The sequence below is a fragment of the Streptomyces sp. SL06 genome (assembly GCF_058244745.1).
Map to the genome: position 1 here is coordinate 4,025,401 of NZ_JBSYOT010000002.1, position 18,482 is coordinate 4,043,882.

12 protein-coding genes and 1 pseudogene are annotated in these 18,482 nt (G+C 72.5%); 6 read left to right on the top strand and 7 right to left on the bottom strand.

The annotated features are described in order from the left end of the window. Positions 1–97: 97 nt before the first annotated feature. From AC4IHM_RS18470 to AC4IHM_RS18485, 4 genes are all read right to left on the bottom strand, one after another. Positions 98–256 carry a DUF6760 family protein gene (locus tag AC4IHM_RS18470; protein WP_007450918.1) on the bottom strand — a complete coding sequence of 53 codons (159 nt, stop codon included), beginning with the start codon at positions 254–256 and terminating at the stop codon, positions 98–100. Further along, positions 253–774, bottom strand: coding sequence for a hypothetical protein (locus tag AC4IHM_RS18475; RefSeq protein WP_490868115.1), 522 nt, complete (start codon positions 772–774; stop codon positions 253–255). Before AC4IHM_RS18475 ends, AC4IHM_RS18470 begins: the two co-directional genes overlap by 4 nt. After that, a complete protein-coding gene (locus AC4IHM_RS18480; protein ID WP_031038304.1) occupies positions 774–1,220 on the bottom strand; it encodes a phage tail protein in 447 nt (148 codons plus the stop codon). The genes AC4IHM_RS18475 and AC4IHM_RS18480 overlap by 1 nt, the downstream gene beginning before the upstream one ends. A 102-nt stretch (positions 1,221–1,322) precedes the next feature. Continuing rightward, positions 1,323–2,930 (bottom strand): phage tail sheath subtilisin-like domain-containing protein, encoded by a 1,608-nt coding sequence (locus AC4IHM_RS18485; protein WP_490868116.1) that lies wholly within the window; start codon positions 2,928–2,930, stop codon positions 1,323–1,325. A 1,119-nt stretch (positions 2,931–4,049) separates the two neighbouring features. Here AC4IHM_RS18485 and AC4IHM_RS18490 point away from each other — a divergent pair. The 5 genes from AC4IHM_RS18490 to AC4IHM_RS18510 all read left to right on the top strand — a co-directional run bounded on the left by AC4IHM_RS18490 (position 4,050) and on the right by AC4IHM_RS18510 (position 11,493). After that, positions 4,050–6,116, top strand: a complete 2,067-nt coding sequence (locus AC4IHM_RS18490; protein WP_490868117.1) for a hypothetical protein — start codon at positions 4,050–4,052, stop codon at positions 6,114–6,116. A gap of 194 nt (positions 6,117–6,310) precedes the next feature. Continuing rightward, positions 6,311–6,925 (top strand): eCIS core domain-containing protein, encoded by a 615-nt coding sequence (locus tag AC4IHM_RS18495; RefSeq protein WP_490868118.1) that lies wholly within the window; start codon positions 6,311–6,313, stop codon positions 6,923–6,925. 93 nt (positions 6,926–7,018) lie between these two features. After that, the gene (locus tag AC4IHM_RS18500; RefSeq protein WP_490868119.1) at positions 7,019–8,449 is read left to right on the top strand and encodes a hydrolase; all 1,431 of its coding nucleotides are present in this window, start codon (positions 7,019–7,021) and stop codon (positions 8,447–8,449) included. 74 nt (positions 8,450–8,523) lie between these two features. Continuing rightward, entirely contained in the window at positions 8,524–9,951 is a 1,428-nt protein-coding gene (locus AC4IHM_RS18505; RefSeq protein WP_490868120.1) for an RICIN domain-containing protein, read from the top strand. 99 nt (positions 9,952–10,050) lie between these two features. After that, positions 10,051–11,493, top strand: coding sequence for an RICIN domain-containing protein (locus AC4IHM_RS18510; RefSeq protein ID WP_490868121.1), 1,443 nt, complete (start codon positions 10,051–10,053; stop codon positions 11,491–11,493). Positions 11,494–11,517: 24 nt separating this feature from the next. Here AC4IHM_RS18510 and AC4IHM_RS18515 read toward each other — a convergent pair whose 3' ends face one another. The 3 genes and pseudogenes from AC4IHM_RS18515 to AC4IHM_RS18525 all read right to left on the bottom strand — a co-directional run bounded on the left by AC4IHM_RS18515 (position 11,518) and on the right by AC4IHM_RS18525 (position 15,091). Continuing rightward, the gene (locus AC4IHM_RS18515; protein WP_490868122.1) at positions 11,518–13,560 is read right to left on the bottom strand and encodes an ATP-binding protein; all 2,043 of its coding nucleotides are present in this window, start codon (positions 13,558–13,560) and stop codon (positions 11,518–11,520) included. Beyond that, positions 13,557–14,234 (bottom strand): Pvc16 family protein, encoded by a 678-nt coding sequence (locus AC4IHM_RS18520; RefSeq protein WP_490868123.1) that lies wholly within the window; start codon positions 14,232–14,234, stop codon positions 13,557–13,559. The genes AC4IHM_RS18515 and AC4IHM_RS18520 overlap by 4 nt, the downstream gene beginning before the upstream one ends. Before the next feature lie 172 nt (positions 14,235–14,406). Continuing rightward, positions 14,407–15,091: pseudogene (locus tag AC4IHM_RS18525) on the bottom strand (helix-turn-helix transcriptional regulator). Positions 15,092–15,446: 355 nt separating this feature from the next. Between AC4IHM_RS18525 and AC4IHM_RS18530 the strand changes: the two are divergent. Further along, on the top strand, positions 15,447–18,473 hold the full coding sequence (locus AC4IHM_RS18530) for a helix-turn-helix transcriptional regulator (RefSeq protein WP_490868124.1): 3,027 nt from the start codon (positions 15,447–15,449) through the stop codon (positions 18,471–18,473). The last annotated feature ends 9 nt before the right edge of the window (positions 18,474–18,482 follow it).

Sequence of the window (18,482 nt, forward strand, 5' to 3'; positions counted from 1 at the left end):
CGCCCGCGCCCGTGTCGGGGGGCGAGCCCGCGGACGCGGTCTCGCCCTCGCCGACGCCGTCTCGACGACCCCGCAGCCGGTCCAGGAATCCCACCGATCAGCCCTCCGCCGTGCCACGCGTCACGAGGGACGCGATCTGGTCCGTGTACCGGCGGCGATCCTGGTGTTCCAGGTCCAGGATCGCCTCCAGGCTCCAGTGGAAGTGGTAGGCGACGTACGCGATCTCCTCGTGCAGCCGGTCGGTCGCGTACGTCACGATTCCCCCAGGCGGCTCCCGCCGAGTTCCACCTCGAAGGGCTCCGAGCAGTGCGGGCACTCGACGGCCGCGCGGGTGTGCCCCTCCGCGTTGATCTGGCGGTAGAAGTCCTGGAGGAACGCCAGGTCGGAGGCGAACATGTTCTCCACGATCCCGTCGTGCACCATCGCCAGCGTGCCCAGCCGGGTGATGACCCGGCCGAGCAGCACCACCGACAGATACGCCGGGTTCTCCTGCACCCGCACGTCGCGCAGCGGGATCAGCTCGTCCCGTGCCGTCGACAGGCGCATCACACCGTCCCGGTGCACCGTGCCCGACTCGTCGACGTACCCGCGCGGCAGCTCGAAGGGGAACTCGGTCCGCAACTGCTGCCGCGGCGCCGCGTCGACGGGAGGACCGGCCGGAGGCGCGGCCAGTGTCTCCGCCGGCGCGGCGGCGGGAGCGGAACGGGGGAAGTCCGCTCCCGCCGCCGCGGTCCGGGGTGCCGCGGCGGGTGCCTTGGCAGGCGTACGCCGCATTACTCGATGACCAGTTCTTCGAACACGATGGTGACGGTCTCGGTCAGCGCGGAGGCCTCGCCGGCCTTCACCGTGCTCGTGTCGATCTTGCTGCACCAGGCGTTGCGCAGGTTGTACCGCTTCACCGGGTTGTCCTCGAAGTCCATCATGATGATCGAGGCGTTCTTGCGGGCGGTGGCCATGCGCCCGTTGATGGAGTCGTTGATCCACTGGGTGAACGACGCCGACTGGGTCATACCGCGGATGACGGTGCACTGACCGTCCTTCTGGGTGCCCGGCAGCAGCGCGATCTCGTTCTTGCCGGTCGCGCCGTTGTTCTGCGGGTACTTGATGACGTCCTGCTCAAGGGTGAGGCCGCTGACCTCGGCGAGGTACTCGACCATCACACCGTCGATCTGGAGACCGAAATTGTGTGAAGTAAGGGAGTCACCCGGGTTGAGACTCATGTGTTCGCTGTCCTTCTGAGGCTGCTTGACGATGGCGTACGACGACGGCGTACGGGGCGACGCCGGGTCGGCGCGCGGGGGTTACCGAAACGGGCGGAGCGCCTACTCCTCCAACTCCCCGCTGCCGCTGGAGAACTGGGCCAGCCGGAAGATCACGAATTCGGCGGGCTTGACCGGCGCGATGCCGATCTCGCACACGACCCGGCCGAGGTCGACCGACTCCGGCGGGTTGGTCTCCTCGTCGCACTTGACGTAGTAGGCCTCGGTCGGGCTCTGGCCGAACAGGGCGCCGCTGCGCCACTCGTTGACCAGGAACGCGGAGACGTTGCGGCGGATGCGGGCCCAGAGGTTGTGGTCGTTCGGCTCGAACACCACCCACTGGGTGCCGATCAGGATCGACTCCTCCAGGTAGTTGAAGTACCTGCGGATGTTCAGGTAGCGCCACGCCGGGTCGGAGGAGAGGGTGCGGGCACCCCAGACGCGGATGCCGCGGCCGGGGAAGGAGCGGATGCAGTTGACGCCGATCGGGTTGAGCAGGTCCTGCTCGCCGCGGGTGATCTGCAGTTCGAGGTCGACGGCGCCGCGCACGACCTCGTTGGCCGGGGCCTTGTGCACGCCGCGCTCGGAGTCGTTGCGGGCCCAGATGCCGGCGACGTGGCCGCTCGGCGGGACCAGGCGGGACTGGCCGGTCGCCGGGTCGAAGGACTTGATCCAGGGGTAGTACAGGGCCGCGTACTTGGAGTCGTAGCCGGCCGTCTCCTGGCGCCAGACCCGGATCTGACGGGCGTTCTGGCTGGGCGGCGGGTCGATGATGGCGACGCGGTCGCCCATCAGCTCGCAGTGGGCTATGAGACCGAGCTGGACGGCCTTGACGGCCTCCAGGTCGATCGCGCCCCGCTGGTAGGCGGCCATCAGGTCGGGCACGGCGACCATGGAGATCTCGTCGATCGCCTCCAGACCGCCGAAGCCGGTACGGTCCGAGGAGTCGCCGAGGTACTGGGCCGGGCCGGGGTGCGCGCTCTCGCCCTGACCGGCCGGAACGGCGGGCGCGGCGGACGGCGGCGCGGGCAGCGTCAGGGTCTGGTTCTCCGGACGGGCCAGCTGCGCGGACGGCGCGGCCTCGGTCACGGTGATGAGCTTGGAGCGCTCCTTGACCTGGGTGACGACGTAGGAGCGGTTGCCCTTCTTGGCGCTCACGTCGAAGGTCTCGACCGGCTTGCCGCCGTCCTTGACGATCAGCTTGAAGCGCTCGGCGGGGCCCTCGCCCTCGGGGTCCGCGACCTCGACGGTCAGCGGGCCGCTCTGGCCGGCGGCGTTGGCCGTCACGGCGAAGGTGCCGAGCTGCTTGGGCTCGGCGGCGGGCAGTGCGGCCTTGGCGGCGCTGCCGGTGACGGCGGCGGGCGCGGCGGCGCCGTCCGCGGCGTCGTGGGCGGCCGCGTCCTCGGCGGAGCCGCCGACCCGGACGACGTAGGCGGCGGAGCCGCCGTTGTTGAAGAACCCGTAGACGGAGTGCGCGAGGTAGTACCCGCCGGTGAAGTCACCGAAGGCCGCGACGTACTGCGTCCAGTTGGTCACCAGCGTGGGCTCGTTCAGCGGGCCGGTCGGGGCGAGACCGACGAAGGCCGCCACCGAGGTGCCCACTCCCTCGATCGGGCGCGAGCCGCTGGCCACCTCCTCGACGTAGACGCCGGGCGACAGGTAGGACGGCATGCTCTGCTCTCCTCGGGGTACGAGACAGGACGCCCCTCAGCCTCGCGCGCGCGTTGCCGCCGCCGAAACGTCCTCCGGGGCCGGGCCCGGGGCACGTCGGTTGCCCCGTCCGACCTCCGCCGTGCCCGTTGGGGCAGAGTCCGCGGTCGGCACTGGGAGTGGGCGCCCCTTCTGCCGCACCATCGTGTGTTGAGCGTCAGTTCGCCAGGATGTCATCTTGTGGCTATGCCCCGGTCCGGGGTGCGCCGGCCCGCCGTGGCCGAGCACGCCTCGTCGGGGCTTCCGCGTTGGTGCAGCCCGATCCTCCAGAAGGAGTTGCCCGTGTCGGACCGCTTGCACGAGACGCAGAGACGTGCCACGGACGCCGCCGCTCCGGCCCGGCCCCGCCCTCGGGGACCGCGGCCCGCCATGGCCGCTCTGCAGGCCGCGGCGGGGAACAGGGCCGTCGCCGAAGTGGTCCAGCGTGCGGCGGGCGGTTCTCGTCGGAACTCCTGGACGGAACAGCAGGGCATCGTCTCCCCGGAACCGGCGGCCCCGGCGACCGGCCGTGCCCGATCGGGCTCCGCCCCCGCCAAGTTGGCCTCGGCCGCTCCGCAGCCCGACCGGGAACGGCATCGCGCGGTGGCGGAGGATGCGGCTGCGGCGGGGCGTCGGCGTGAGGAGGTGGCGCAGGAGCGGCGGGTGGCTGCTGTGGGTGGTGAGGCGGCTGAGGCGGGGCGTCAGCGGATGGATGGGGTGGCGGAGCGTAGGCGTCAGGTGGGTGCGTTGGCGGGGGAGGCGGTTGCGGAGGTGCGTCGGCGTGAGGAGGTGGCGCAGGAGCGGCGGGTGGCTGCTGTGGGTGGTGAGGCGGCTGAGGCGGGGCGTCGGCGGATGGATGGGGTGGCGGAGCGTAGGCGTCAGGTGGGTGCGTTGGCGGGGGAGGCGGTTGCGGAGGTGCGTCGGCGTGAGGAGGTGGCGCAGGAGCGGCGGGTGGCTGCTGTGAGTGGTGAGGCGGCTGAGGCGGGGCTCCGGCGGATGGGTGCGGTGGCGGAGCGTAGGCGGCAGAAGGCTACTTTGGGTGCGCATGCGGCCGCGGAGGTGCGTCGGTTTGAGGAGCAGGAGCGGCGTCGCCAGGAGCCAGTGACACCGCCGGAGGGCCAGCGTCGCCGCGCAGAGGCCGGGGCGGTCCGGGGCCCGGATGGGCGGGCGCCGGGCGTGGAGCGGGTGCCGCCGGTCCAGGGCGTGGAGGTGGCGCCGGCGGTCCAGGGCGTGGAGGTGCCGCCGGTCCGGGACCAGCAGCGTGCCCCGGTTGAGCAGGTCCAGGTGGGGGTGCCGCCGGTCCGGGAGGTGGAGGTGCCGCCGGTCCGGGGCGTGGAGGTGGCGCCGCCGGTCCAGGGCCAGGAGGGGCGCGCTCCGGTTGAGCAGGTCCAAGAGGGGGTGTCGCCGGTCCAGGATCCGGGTGGGCGGGCGAGTGTTGGGGGCGGGAGAGTGCCGGTCTGGGATCAGGAGGTGGTGCCGCCGGTCCAGGTCCCGGGTGGGCGGGCGAGTGTCGAGAGCGGGAGAGCGCCGGTCCAGGACCAGCAGCGTGCCTCGGGTGAGCAGGTCCAGGACCAGGTGGGGGTGCCGCCGGTCCGGGTTGAGGGTGAGCGGGCCCGGGACGAGGTGGCGGTGCCGCCGGACCAGGATCAGGATCAGGAGCAGCGTCCCTCGGGTGAGCGGGCCCGGGTCCAGGAGGGGGTGCCGCCGGTCGAGGTCCAGGACCAGGACCAAAACCAGGACCGGCGTGCCTCGGGTGAGCAGGCCCGGGACGAGGAGGCTCTGGAGCAGCGGCGCGGAAGTGGGCTGCGGCGGCGGCTGGTCGGTCTGGGGGCGAACCTCAAGAAGGTCAACGAGGCGATCGACCGGATACTCGGTACCGAGTCCAAGGCCGACAAGGGCAAGAAGATCCTCGACACGCCCGACACGATGGCCACCCGCCTCAACGCGCCGACGGAGGGCGGCATACGGACGCACGCGAAGGCCACGTCGGACAACGGCGAGATGCAGGCCACCGCGATCATGGGACAGGTCGGCAGCGGCATCAACTCCGTGACCGACGCCCTGGGCGTGCTCAACGACCTGCGCACCCTGAACACCGCCCGCAAGACCCGCAACGACACCGGACCGGCGTCCCACAAGTCCAGGAAGGACATGAGGGGAAAGCCTCTCGGCGTGGCCTCCGGCTCCAGCATGGTCGTCGGCGATATCAGCAGCATGGCCAACGCCGCGGTGAAGAACGCCGGGAACCTGAGCGGCGTGACCGCGCTCGGGGAGGTGACCGGCGGTGCCACCATCGTCTTCTCCATGATCGCGGTCCTCCGGGAGATCCCCGTCATCTGGAAGACCTACAACAAGAACCGCGCGCTCAAGGCCGTGGACCTGGAAGCCCCCGACGGGGCACAGCGGGCCGCGGAGATGCTCCAGGACGTACTCGACCAGCTGGGGCGGGCCCAGGCGCGACTGGACCAGGCCGGGCCCGCCGCCGCGGCCGAGCGGGAAATCGCGGACTTCACGGCCGAAGTCGCCCGCCTCAACGGCCTGTTGCAGGCCGAACTGGTCCACCTGACCGAGTACGCACGGCACAAGCAGCACACCAAACTCGGCAAGCGCGTCGCCAACCTGGGCGGCAACTCGGTGCGTACCGCCGCCGGCGGCCTGGCGATCGCTGCCGCGGCCGGCGCCGTCAGCGGCCCGGCCGCACCCGCCGTGGCCGGTGTGGCGGCGGGCCTCCTGCTCTCCGGCGCCGTCTACAAGGCGGTCAGGGCGGGCTCCAACCGGTATGTCGCCGCGCGGCATCCGGACCGGTGGGCCCGGCCCACGCTCGCCCAGGACGAGAACGAGGGCGAAAGGGCCGAGGGATCCGAGGCCGCGGGCGCCCGGCGCGGCGACGCCCTCAAGGATTTCTTCAAGGTGACGAAGTCCGTCTCGCAGGGCGAACGCCACTTCATGGCCCAGGAGTTGTACGCACTCGCCGCCGGACCGGATGTCCGGGTGGGCCGGGACGTCCCCGACGACATCCGCGCCTCGGCACGCGCGCTGCTCGTCGTCCTCAAGGCGGGCCCGGAGCAGCACAGGCGGTCGCAGGAGGAGTGGGAGAACTCGCTCAACGACCCCGCGCAGCAGAGCGCCTGGGAGAAGGAGATCACCAGCCAGCTCTCCTCGGGCTGACCGGACCCTGAGAGGACCGCGAGAGGGCAGGGCGGCCGGGGAAGGAGCGAACCGACGGTGTCACTCCGTGTCCTCCTCGGCCCGCCTTGCCCCCAAGCCTGCCCGTGCGGCCGTTGCGCCGCGCGGCCGGTCCGGGTAGACCTGCGAGGAGCCCCATCACCACGTGCCGAACGAGCGTCTGCCGAGGGAGCGTTGTGCACGCACACGAAACACAGGCCGCCCAGCGGGCCGGTGCGCGGAGCCCGGCCAGGCGCTCCACGACGCCGGGCACCACGGCCGGCCGGATGCTCGCACTCCAGAGCCAGGCCGGCAACGCGGCGGTGAGCCGTGCCGTCCAGCGCGCCCGGCACGAGCACGGCCCCGGATGCGGCCACGGTGAGCCGGAGACGGCCGACGTGCAGCGGCGGGTGTCGGCGGACAACGGCTTCCTGGAGGAGCCGCGGGTCTCGGTGAACGACGCGATCAGCTCGCCCGGCAAACCGCTCCCGTCCCGCATCCGCGAACCGGCCGAGCGGGCGTACGGGATGAGCTTCGGGCATGTGACGATGCACGACAACCCGGTGGCGCAGCGCTCGGCCATGGACCTCAACGCGATCGCCTACACCAGCGGTTCCCACATCGTCGCCCAGCGGTCCCTGGACGACGCGACGCTCTTCCACGAGGCCCACCACGTCTACCAGCAGTCCCAGGGCCAGGTGGCGGGCAGCAACAACGGGTTCGGGGAGTCCGTCTCCGACCCGGGCCACTCCGAAGAGGTCGAGGCCGCGGAGGCCGGCGCGCGGATGGCCCGGGGCCAGTCCCCGCTGTGAGCGGACGGGCCGCCCGCCGGGCGTGCCCTTTCGGGCAGTCGACTCTGCCCCCGGTCCTGAGACAGGCCCCGGGGGCATCTCTATGGTCGTCGCGTGAGCCTGTGGACTTCGCTGGAGCCCGCGTCCGCGACTGTGGACCCCGGCAGTAGTACGCGTGTGCGCCTGCGGGTGCGTAATACCGGTGACGTCGTCGACGAGTACCGGTTCGAGGCGTTCGGGGATGTGGCGCCCTGGACGACGGTCGAGCCGCAGACGTTGCGTCTGTATCCGGGGACGACGGGGACGGTGGAGTTGACGTTTGCTCCGCCGCGTACGTCGGATGCGGTGGCGGGTCCGAATCCGTATGCGGTGCGGATCACGCCGACGGAGCATCCGGACGCGGTGACGGTGCCGGAGGGGAATCTGACGATCACTCCGTTCACCGAGGTGCGGGCGGAGTTGGTGCCGCCGACGGTGAAGGGGCGGTTCCGGGGGCGTCCTCGGCTGGCGGTGGACAATCTCGGCAATACGAAGGTGACGGCCTCGGTCGCGGGCAGTGACACCGGGGATCATCTGTCGTACGACATCCGTCCTGGGAACGTGCAGATCGAGCCGGGTCGTGCCGCGTTCGTGGAGACGACGTTGAAGCCGCGGCGGATCATCTGGTTCGGGGCGAAGGAGGAGCGGCCGTACAAGCTGGCGGTGCGGCGTTCCGGGGTCGATCCGACGGAGGTCGAGGGGACGTATGTCCAGCGCGGCTTCCTGCCCCGCTGGCTCGCCACCGTCTTCGGGATCGCCCTGGCCCTGACGATCGCGTTCGTCATGATCTGGATCGCCTACAAGCCCCAGGTCCGCACCAGTGCCACCGAGCAGACGCAGCAGGCGGGCATCGCGCTCGCCCCCAGCCCGAGCGCCACCCCCGAACTTCTGCCCAGCGTGGCTCCGTCGGTCCCCGCCGAGCAGCCCCAGCCCCAGCAGCCGGTCACGCAGGAACCGGAGAACGCCGGCGGGGGCGGCGACAAGGACGACGACAAGGACAAGGGCGGCGGCGAGTCGAAGAAGGCCGAGCCGCCGCCGGTGCGCACCGCGGCCACGGCGGTGAAGGAGATCGCCGCCCGCAGCGAGGGCCGGCACGTCTGCTACCGCGCCTATGTGGCGGACCAGGGCTGGCAGGAGCCGGTGTGCGACGGCGCCGAGGCAGGCACGGTCGGCAAGAGCCTCCCGGTCAAGGCCCTGAACATCGCCGTGGCCAGGACCAAGGGCGTCAACGGCAACGGAGCCCACGTCGTCGAGGGCTGGCTGACCGGCGCCAAGTGGTCGAGCGCGGGCGACGAGATCGACATGTACCTAGGCAGCACCAAGGAGGCGGTCTCGCCGATGGAGGGCTTCACCCTCGCGACCGGGGAAGGCACCGTCTGCGTGAACGCCCACGTCCAGAACAAGGGTTGGCTCGACCAGGGCTGCACCACGCCGAAGTGGCGTTACTTCGGCAGCAACATGGAGAAGGACAAGCTTCAGCTGGAGGCGGTCCGGATCACCGTCTGACGGTGTTGGCGAGGGCAAGCGGGTTTGCCCTCGCGACTCCTGACGCACTCTCACGGATGGCGTAGCGTCGCGGCGTGAGCCTTTGGACTTCCCTGGAGCCCGCGTCCGCGACCGTCGACCCCGGCAGCACCACCCGTGTGCGCCTGCGGGTGCGTAATACCGGTGATGTGGTGGACGAGTACCGGTTCGAGCCGTTCGGGGATGTGGCGCCCTGGACGACGGTCGAGCCGCAGACGTTGCGTCTGTATCCGGGGACGACGGGGACGGTGGAGTTGACGTTTGCTCCGCCGCGTACGTCGGATGCGGTGGCGGGTCCGAATCCGTATGCGGTGCGGATCACGCCGACGGAGCATCCGGACGCGGTGACGGTTCCCGAGGGGAATCTGACGATCACTCCCTTTACCGAGGTGCGGGCGGAGTTGGTGCCGCCGACGGTGAAGGGGCGGTTCCGGGGGCGTCCTAGGCTGGCGGTGGACAATCTCGGCAATACGAAGGTGACGGCCTCGGTCGCGGGGAGCGACACCGGGGACCACCTGTCGTACGACATCCGTCCGGGGAACGTGCAGATCGAGCCGGGTCGTGCCGCGTTCGTGGAGACGACGTTGAAGCCGCGGCGGATCATCTGGTTCGGGGCGAAGGAGGAGCGGCCGTACAAGCTGGCGGTGCGGCGTTCCGGGGTCGATCCGACGGAGGTCGAGGGGACGTATGTCCAGCGGGGGTTTCTTCCTCGCTGGCTCGCCACGTTCTTCGGGGTCGCGCTGGCGCTGTCCCTCGCCTTCGTCATGATCTGGATCGCCTACAAGCCCCAGGTCACCTCCAAGGCCACCGAGCAGACGCAGCAGGCCGGCGTCGCGCTCGCGCCCAGTCCCAGCGCCACCCCGGAAGACCTCCCCAGCGCCCCCGAATCCGCTCCGGCCGAGCAACCGCCGCCGGAGCCCTCCCAGCCACCCCAGACCGACGGCGCCGGTGACGGCGGTGACGGTGACGGCGGTGGGGAGTCCAAGGAGCCCGAGGAGCCGTCCGTGGTGCCCGCCAAGAACGTGATGCTGTTCAACACCACCACCAAGATGTGCGCGGACATCCCCGGACGGGAGAAGGGGCAGATCAACGGCACCGTCCAGCAGGCCAACTGCCACGAGACCGGCGACAACCAGTACTGGGACCTGGAGGTGAGGTACAAGGACGGCGGCCCCGGCGGTACCGCGCTGTTCCAGATCCGGAACGTCACCGACAAGTTCTGCATGGACCTGGGCTACTACGGCGCCCGTCCCGTGGGGACGCCCATCACCGAGTACCACTGCGACGGCACCACCGCCGACAACCAGCTCTGGTGGGTCGACAAGCAGGAGAGCGGCGACTACTGGATCCGCAACTTCGCCAGCAACAACAAGTGCCTGAACGTGAAGGGCCAGAACGGCCCGACCGAGACCCCGCTGAACATCTCCGACTGCACCAACATCGACGACCAGGAGTGGCGGATCGTTCACCCGACGAGGGAGTGACGGCCCGGTCCGGGAAGCCGCGCCGTCAGGCACCTCGGGGCACGCACCAGTGCCCCGAGGACCGCTGACGGTCCGGGAGGCCGACCGTAGCCTCGCCGGGTGAGCCTGTGGACTTCGCTGGAGCCCGCGTCCGCGACTGTGGACCCCGGCAGTAGTACGCGTGTGCGCCTACGGGTGCGTAATACCGGTGATGTGGTGGACGAGTACCGGTTCGAGCCGTTCGGGGATGTGGCGCCCTGGACGACGGTCGAGCCGCAGACGTTGCGTCTGTATCCGGGGACGACGGGGACGGTGGAGTTGACGTTTGCTCCGCCGCGTACGTCGGATGCGGTGGCGGGTCCGAATCCGTATGCGGTGCGGATCACGCCGACGGAGCATCCGGACGCGGTGACGGTTCCCGAGGGGAATCTGACGATCACTCCGTTCGCCGAGGTGCGGGCGGAGTTGGTGCCGCCGACGGTGAAGGGGCGGTTCCGGGGGCGTCCTCGGCTGGCGGTGGACAATCTCGGCAATACGAAGGTGACGGCCTCAATCTCCGGCAGTGACACTGGGGATCATCTGTCGTACGACATCCGTCCGGGCAATGTGCAGATCGAGCCGGGTCGTGCCGCGTTCGTCGGGGCGACGTTGAAGCCTCGGCGGATCATCTGGTTCGGGGCGAAGGAGGAGCGGCCGTACAAGCTGGCGGTGCGGCGTTCCGGGGTCGATCCGACGGAGGTCGAGGGGACGTATGTCCAGCGGGGGTTTCTTCCTCGCTGGCTCGCCACGTTCTTCGGGATCGCGCTGGCGCTGTCCCTCGCCTTCGTCATGATCTGGATCGCCTACAAGCCCCAGGTGGTCACCAGCGCGACCGAGCAGACGCAGCAGGCGGGCATCGCGCTCGCCCCCAGCCCGAGCGCCACCCCCGAGCCCCCGCCCAGCGTGGCTCCGTCGGCCCCCGCCGAGCAGCCCCAGCCCCAGCCGCCGGTCACGCAGGAACCTGAGAACGCCGGCGGGGACGGCGACAAGGACGACGACAAGGGCGGCGGCGAGTCCAAGGAGCCCGAGGAGCCGTCCGTGGTGCCTGCCAAGAACATCATGCTGCGCAACACCACCACCAAGATGTGCGCCGAACTCGTGGGACGCGAGAAGGGGAAGATCAACGACCGCGTCCAGCAGTCCATGTGCATCCCGGGCGACGAGGACAACCAGATGTGGGACCTCGAAGTCAGGTACGAGGACGGCGGCCCCGGCGGTGCCCCACTGTTCCAGATCCGCAACGTCAAGGACAGGCTGTGCATGGACCTCGGCGAGTACGGCGCCCGTCCGGTGGGGACGGGCATCATCGAGTACTACTGCGACGGCACCATGGCCGACAACCAGCTCTGGTGGGCCGACAAGCAGGAGAGCGGCGACTACTGGATCCGCAACTTCGCCAGCAACAACAAGTGCCTGAACGTGGAGGGCAACGGGACCGGCGGTCTCGACGCCAAGCTGAACATCTCCGACTGCACCAACATCGACGACCAGGAGTGGCAGATCATCCACCCCAAGCAGGGCTGAGCGGGAGGGCGGCCGGGCCCCGGCTCACCAGCCGCCTTCGCCGGGCACCAGCCGCCCGGCCTTGCGGTACTCACGGCGGGCGCCCTCCAGGAGGTCGTCCGCCGTCACCACGTCGTCGCGTCCGGCGGCGAGATAGGCGGCGGTGACCACCGCGCTGCGGATCGAACCGCCGGCCAGCTCGAAGTCCCGTGCCAGCGGGTCCGGGTCGATGCCGTCGGCGGACGGGACGTGCGAGAGGCCGTGCCGCCACAGCGCGAGCCGCTGCCCGGGGTCCGGGAAGGGGAAGTCGACCACCAGGTCGAGGCGCCGGGTGAACGCCTCGTCGATGTTGGCGCGCAGATTGGTGGTCAGCAGGGCGATGCCGTCGAAGGACTCCAGCCGCTGGAGCAGGTAGGCGCTCTCCATGTTGGCGTACCGGTCGTGCGAGTCCTTGACCTCGGAGCGCTTGCCGAAGACGGCGTCGGCCTCGTCGAAGAGGAGCACGGCGTCGGTGCGGTCGGCCTCCGTGAAGATCCGTTCGAGGTTCTTCTCCGTCTCGCCGACGTACTTGTCGACGACCGACGACAGCTGGACGACGTAGAGGTCGAGACCGAGGTCGGCCGCCACCACCTCCGCCGACAGGGTCTTGCCGGTGCCGGACTCGCCCGCGAACAGACCGAGGACGCCCCGGCCGCGTCCGCCGCCCGCGCTGAGCCGCCAGTCGCCGAGGACCCGGTCGCGGTGGCGGGCGCGCAGGGCCAGTTCGCGCAGTTGGACGAGGGGCTTGTCGGGCAGCACCAGGTCCCGCCAGTCCACGGCCGGCCGGATCCGCCGGGCATGGCGTTCCAGACCCGAGGCCGACTGCCGGCGGGCCGCGAGCCGCACGTGGTCGGCGGTGACCGGGGTGCCGTCGAAGGCGGCGAGGGCTCGGGCGGTGTGCGCGGCGCGCTGGATGCGGTCGCCGCCGAGCCGGTAGTGGGCGACGGCGGTCGCCAGGTCGAACCCGACGGCCTCCGGACCCAGCGCCGCCTGCCAGACGGCCACGCCGCCGGCCCGGCGGCCCGGCGCGTCCAGGACCAGCGGGTCGGTCGGGGACCAGTGCGGGTCGTACGGGCGGGGGTCCGTCAGCAGCACGGTCACGTCCGTCGCCGCGGCCAGCGCCCGCACCAGCGGGCCCGGCTTCTCCGGCAGGCCCGACACCACCACCGCCCGGCCGCTGAGCCGGGCCTCGCGCAGCAGCTCGGGGACGTGGTCGTCGGGCTCCGAGCAGCGCAGCGCCCGGATGCCCGCGGCGTCCAGGACCGAGGCCAGGGCCGCCAGGCCGTCGCCCTCGCGCGGTTCGCGCAGATAGGCGGTGAGCGGGCCTTCGGCCAGCAGCGCGGCCATGCGCCGTACGAAGTCGTCGGCACCGGGCGCGGGCAGCGCGTCCGGCATCGGCAGCAGCCGGCCGAGGAGCGCGGCGTCCGGGGTGTCGTCGCCGAGCAGATGGCCCAGCAGCCGGTCCGGGACCCGCAGCGAACGGGTGAGGAAGGGACGCTCCGGCTCCTCCACCTCCAGCAGGCCGAGGGAGACCAGCGGCGCCGAGGCGTGAAGCCGGGTGCGGGCCGCCGCCAGATGTGCGGGCACCCCGCACAGGTCCAGGGCGAGGCCCACGGTGGCGCGGCGCCGGCTCACATCGTTGTTGAGGTAGCCGTAGAGCGACTCGAAGGTGCGGTCGATGTCGGGGGCGAGGGCGATGAGCAGGAGGGAGGTGTCCAGCTCGGTCAGCCCCGTGCGCCCGGCCAGCCACGCCAGCCGGTCCCCGCCGCCGGCCGGGCCGTCGGCGAACGGGTGCGCGGCCACCTCGGCGACCTCGGCGACTTCGCCGTCCGCGGCGCGGGCGGTGGTGGACGGCCAGGTGTGCAGCAGGTGGTGGACGGCCTCGTCGGACAGGTACAGGCCGCGCAGCGGGTCGTCGGCCGTGGGATCGGTGGCGGCGCGGTGCTCGACGAGCGCGGTCACCCGGTCCCGCAGGACCGCGAGGCGGGCGAGCAGCACAGGGGCGGGATCGTCGTACGAGCCGGACACCGGGATGCCGGAGGCGTTCACCGTTGGCCCGTGCGGCGGTCCGGCGCGTCCTTGCGGGCGGCGCGGGCCGCCGCCACCTGGTGCGGCCGGTGGGAGCGTCCCGTGGACATCGGCGGGTCGCCCTCGATGCCGCCCACCCGGACCGTCGCGCCCTCGGTGACCGGGGGACCGGCGTCGTACTCGGGGAAGGCCGGGAAGGGCGCGGTCACCACCAGGTCGAGGGACGGCTTCAGTTCGCCGCCCAGCGCGGACCAGATCTCGGCGAGGGAACGGGACTCGGTCTGGATGCCGGCCACCGTCAGCGGCACCGACAGGCCAAGTGCGCGCAGCGAGCCGGGGAGTTCGGAGGGGGTCAGGATCTCGCGGGGCAGCAGGGTCGCCAGTACGGCCGACAGCAGCCGGTGTTCGTCCTGCGGGGTCTTCGTCCAGGCCGTCACGAGATACGACAGCCGGAACCAGCGCGGCGGTTGGCGGCGCTTGACGACGATGTCGTCCTCGTCGCGCACGGCCATCTGACCGCGCTGGCGCCGGCCGATGTCCTCGCGGATGTCGTACAGGTACGTGTTGACGACGGGGGCGTTGCGCCGGGCCGCCCAGTCACGGGTGGGTGCCTCGAAGGCCACGTCGATGCCGGAGCCCGTCAACGCACCACTTTTGAGGAGGGTCTTGAGGACCTCGTCCACCTCGTGGATCACGCTCGCGCTCCCGCCCTGCCCGCACTTGAGTCCGGCCGGCCCGCCCGTGGCCGCCGCCTGTCACCGATCGTGCCCCGGGTGCCGTCCCGCCCGCAGGCGCGTCGGGGACGACGCGGGGGCAGGACACGCTGCCCCCGCGGTCCCGGGGGTCCGCTTTCGATTGCCCGTTCGGTCAGATGTAGCCTTCCCGCAGGGCATAGGCCACGGCGTGCGCGCGGTTGCGCAGATGGAGCCGTGTCGTGAGTCCGTGCATGACGTTCTTGACGGTCCGTTCGGAGTAGGACAACTTGCCTGCGATCTCCCCGGTGTCGAGACCTTCGGCGACCAGCCGCAGGAACGTCCACCTCCCGGGGTGCGAGACCCAGCGAGGGGGCGCCCGCCCGGCCCGCGGCGCCTCTGTGCAGGGTGCCCACCTGGCTGATGAGCCTGCCGAGCAGGTCGGCGGGCAGGTCGCCGTCGCCGCGGGAGGCGGCCAGTACCGCCTGCACCAGCCGGTGTGCGGTGGCTTCGTGCCGCCAGACGATGGCACCGACGCCGCACTCGACGACATCGAGCAGTTCGCTCTCGCGGATCGCGCCGGTCACGAGCACGGCCCGCGCGCCCTCGCTGCGCACCACCCGGCGCAGCCGGGTGAGCGCCGCGTCGTCGAGCGCGTCCTCGATGAGCAGGGCCACCGTGCCGGGGCCGGTCTCCTCGCGCAGGTCGATCTCCGGGTGCCGGCGCAACTGGCTGACCGCGCCCTCGCGGCTGATCGGGTCCGGAGCGGACACCGCCACCGGGACGCGCCGGTCGGGGAGGCCGCCGGATCCGCCGGTGCCGAAGGTGGAAGTGGTGGTGTTCCGGGGTGAGTTGAGCAACCGTTTCCCCCCTTTTCACGAGGCCGTTACCTGGCACAAGCCGGTAGCGGATGTGCGTGTTCCACACTTCTGTGGCGGCTGGGACTTCGCAATCGTGGACCACCACGAGGCACACCACGAGACCAGCGCGACAGCCGCGAAGAACGGCTCGACGGTGGGTGTTTCAGCAGGCCAGGAGGGTGCGTGCGGGAAGGCGCGGGCCCGTGGAGAGGGCCGCGCACCACCGTGAGCCCCGCCACACCCGCCGCCGGTCCCGTGAGAAGCGCTTCCCACGGGCGCCCGACTTCATGCGACCCGGCGGAGTATTCACACGTCTCACAGACCGGGGGAGCAACATCCACCACAGGAGGCACCGATGACCGGACCGCTGCGCGAACGCGACGACGCCCACGCGCTCCTCGCGGCCGAGATCGAGCGCGCACGGGCCGGCACCGGCCGCCTCGTCCTGCTGCGCGGCGCCAGCGGCACCGGCCGCACCGCCGTACTGGAGACCGCCGCCCGGCACGCCGAGGACCGCGGGCTGCGGGTGCTGCGCGTGTGCTGCTCCCCCGAGGACACGGCGGTCCCCTTCGCCACGATCCTCCAACTCCTCGGCCCGGTGCCGGACTTCACGGACGTGGCGCCCGGTGACGACGACCGGGTCAGCGCGGCCCGGCTGTGGCGGCTGCTGCGCTCCTACGCGGCCGAGAGCCCGCTGCTGGTGGCCGTCGACGACGTCCACCTCGCCGACGAGTCCTCCCGTCGCTGGCTGGCGGAGGCGGCCCGGCGCGTCGACCGATTACCGCTACTGCTGGTCGCCACCGAGCGCAGCCAGTACGACATCGACCCGCGGCCCGCCGGACTCACCCAGGCGCTCTCGCCGTCCCTCGTGCGCACCCACACCCTCGCCCCGCTCAGCGACGCGGCGGCGGCCGGGCTGGTCCGCGCCGCCTTCCCCGAGGCGTGCGCGCAGTGGACCGCCGAGTGCGTACGGGCAGGCGCGGGCAGTCCGCTGCTCCTGCACGCCCTGCTGGACGACCTCGGCGGCACCCCGCACCCCGACGGCGTCCCGCCGGTGCCGGACACCTGCGCCGCGCTGTACCCCGGGTCCTATCCGGCCGCCGTCTCCTGGTGGCTGAACAGCGCGGGCCCCGCCACGGCCGACGTGGCCCGCAGCCTCGCCGCCCTGGAGGAGGCCTGGCCCCCGGGCCCGCCGCCGCACCAGGGGCGGCTTCGCCATGCCCTCGCGCCGACGCCGCCCCCCGGCGCCGCGGACCGCCGGGAGCCCCCGGCGCCGCAGGGCACGTCGGGGCAGGGCGGGGCGGGGCAGGGGCCGGAGCATCCTTCCCACGTCCGCTACGACGGCCCTCCGCACGCCGCCGAGCCCGCCGCCTACGGCCGTACCGATCCGCCGCCGCACGCGCCGGACCGTACGACGCAGTGGCGCACCCCTTCCCCTCCCTGCGCGGCGGGGGCCGGCGACCCCGTCGACGTGCTCGCCGAGGCGGTCGGGGCCGACCCCGCCCGGATCGCCGGCTGGCTCGCCGCCATGACGCGGCTCGGTCTGCTGCGCCCCGACGCCGGCGGCCGGCCCCGCTACGCCCACCCGCTGCTGCGCGACGCCGTGCTCACCGGCTGGCCCCGGCCGCGCCGGGAGGCCGTGCACCGGGCGGCGGCCGAGGCGATGCTGCGCCGCGGCGACCGGGTCGAGGCGGTCGCCCGGCACCTGATGCGCACCCCGGCCGTCCGCCTTCCCTGGGCGCTGCGCGTCCTGCGGGACGCCGTGACCGTCGCCGTGCACGACGCCCGGCCCGCCGACGCCGTCGGCTATCTGCGCCGGGCACTGGACGAGCCGCTCCCCGACGGCCTGCGCCAACGGCTGCTGACCGAACTCGGCTCGCTGCAGTACGCGTCGGCGGACGCCCCCGCCGCCATCGCCCGCCTCGCCGAGGCCCAGCACCTGCCGGCCGACCCCCGCAACCAGGTGCGTACGGCCGTCGCCCTCGGCACCGCCCTGGCCGGCCGCGGTGAGATCCGTACGGCGATGGAGGTACTGCGCCGCACGGAGGGCCGGCTGTCCGGCCACCCGGGCCTCGCCCGCACCGTGCAGACCGCCATCGCGCTGCTCTCCGACGAGGACCTGGCCACCCGGCAGGAGGTGTACCGGTGGCTGTCCGAGACCGGCCGGCACTCCCCGGAACTGGTCGGCACCGCCGGGCAGGCGCTGCTGGTGCGGTACGCGGCGACGGCCGCGCTGATCTCCGCAGACGAGGCGATGGCCCGGGTGCGGGACCTGCTCGCGCAGCCCACCGACCCGCTCGCCGAACCCTTCTTGCTGGGCACGGCCGCCGCGGTCGCCCAGTGGGCCGACGAACTCGACGAGGCGGACCGGCTCGTGGAGCGCGGCCTGGCCGGACAGCACCCCGCCCTGCTGCACCCGATGCAGCAGGCGCTCCTGAACACCCGCGCCGACATCGCCGCCGCCCGCGGCGACCACGCACGGCTGCTCGAAGCCGCCGATCCCGGCCCCGGCACCGGGCCCACCAACCGGGACGCCCACGCCCTGATGGCCCTCGTCCACACCGGCCGCACCGACGAGGCACTGCGCTTCGCCGACCGGTTCGACCTGCGCGAGGCGCCGGAGAACTGGGAGCTGAACCGCTACCTGTACGCGCGGGGTGTGCTGCGCGCCGCCACCGGCGACCCGGCGGGGGCGCTCCACGACTTCCTGGAGTGCGGCCGGCGCCAGAGCGCCCGCGAGGTGGTCAGCCCGGTCGTCACCCCGTGGCGCACAGCGGTCGCGGAGTGCCGGCTGACGCTGGGCGCGGGCCCCGAGGCGCTGGTTCTGGCGACGGAGGAACTGCGGCTGGCCCGGGTGTGGAACACCCCGCGCACCGTGGGCCGCGCGCTGCGTGTGCTCGGCACCGCGACGGGCGGGCGCCACGGCCTCGAACTGGCCGAGGAGGCGGTGGAGATCCTGCGCGAGGCGCCCACCGACACCGACATGGAGCTGATACCGGCACTGCTCGCCCAGGGCCGTCAGCTCCTCGCGGCCGGCGACCGGGGCCGCGCCCGCGCCCGTCTGCGCGAGGCGGCGGAACTGGCCGAACGCAAGGGCGCCCTGCGGTGGCTCGTCCAGGCAGGCCAGGCCCTGCGCGCGGGCGGTGCCCGCCGCCCGGTGGTCTCCCGTACCGGCGCCGGTGCGCTGACCGGCAGCGAGCGCCGGATCGCCGAACTGGCCGCCGACGGACGCACCAACACCGAGATCGCCGAACTGCTGCACCTGGCCCGGCGCACCGTCGAGACCCATCTGACCAGCACCTACCGCAAGTTGCGGATACGCCGCAGGACCGAACTCCCGGGCGCCCTGAACCGCGACGCCCACCCCGAACCGCAGAACTGACGAAGGACG

Excerpts from the sequence above, each read along its gene's own strand:
- AC4IHM_RS18475 (WP_490868115.1), bottom strand. The coding sequence starts at position 774 with ATGCGGCGTACGCCTGCCAAGGCACCCGCCGCGGCACCCCGGACCGCG.
- AC4IHM_RS18480 (WP_031038304.1), bottom strand. The coding sequence starts at position 1,220 with ATGAGTCTCAACCCGGGTGACTCCCTTACTTCACACAATTTCGGTCTC.
- AC4IHM_RS18485 (WP_490868116.1), bottom strand. The coding sequence starts at position 2,930 with ATGCCGTCCTACCTGTCGCCCGGCGTCTACGTCGAGGAGGTGGCCAGC.
- AC4IHM_RS18530 (WP_490868124.1), top strand. The coding sequence starts at position 15,447 with ATGACCGGACCGCTGCGCGAACGCGACGACGCCCACGCGCTCCTCGCG.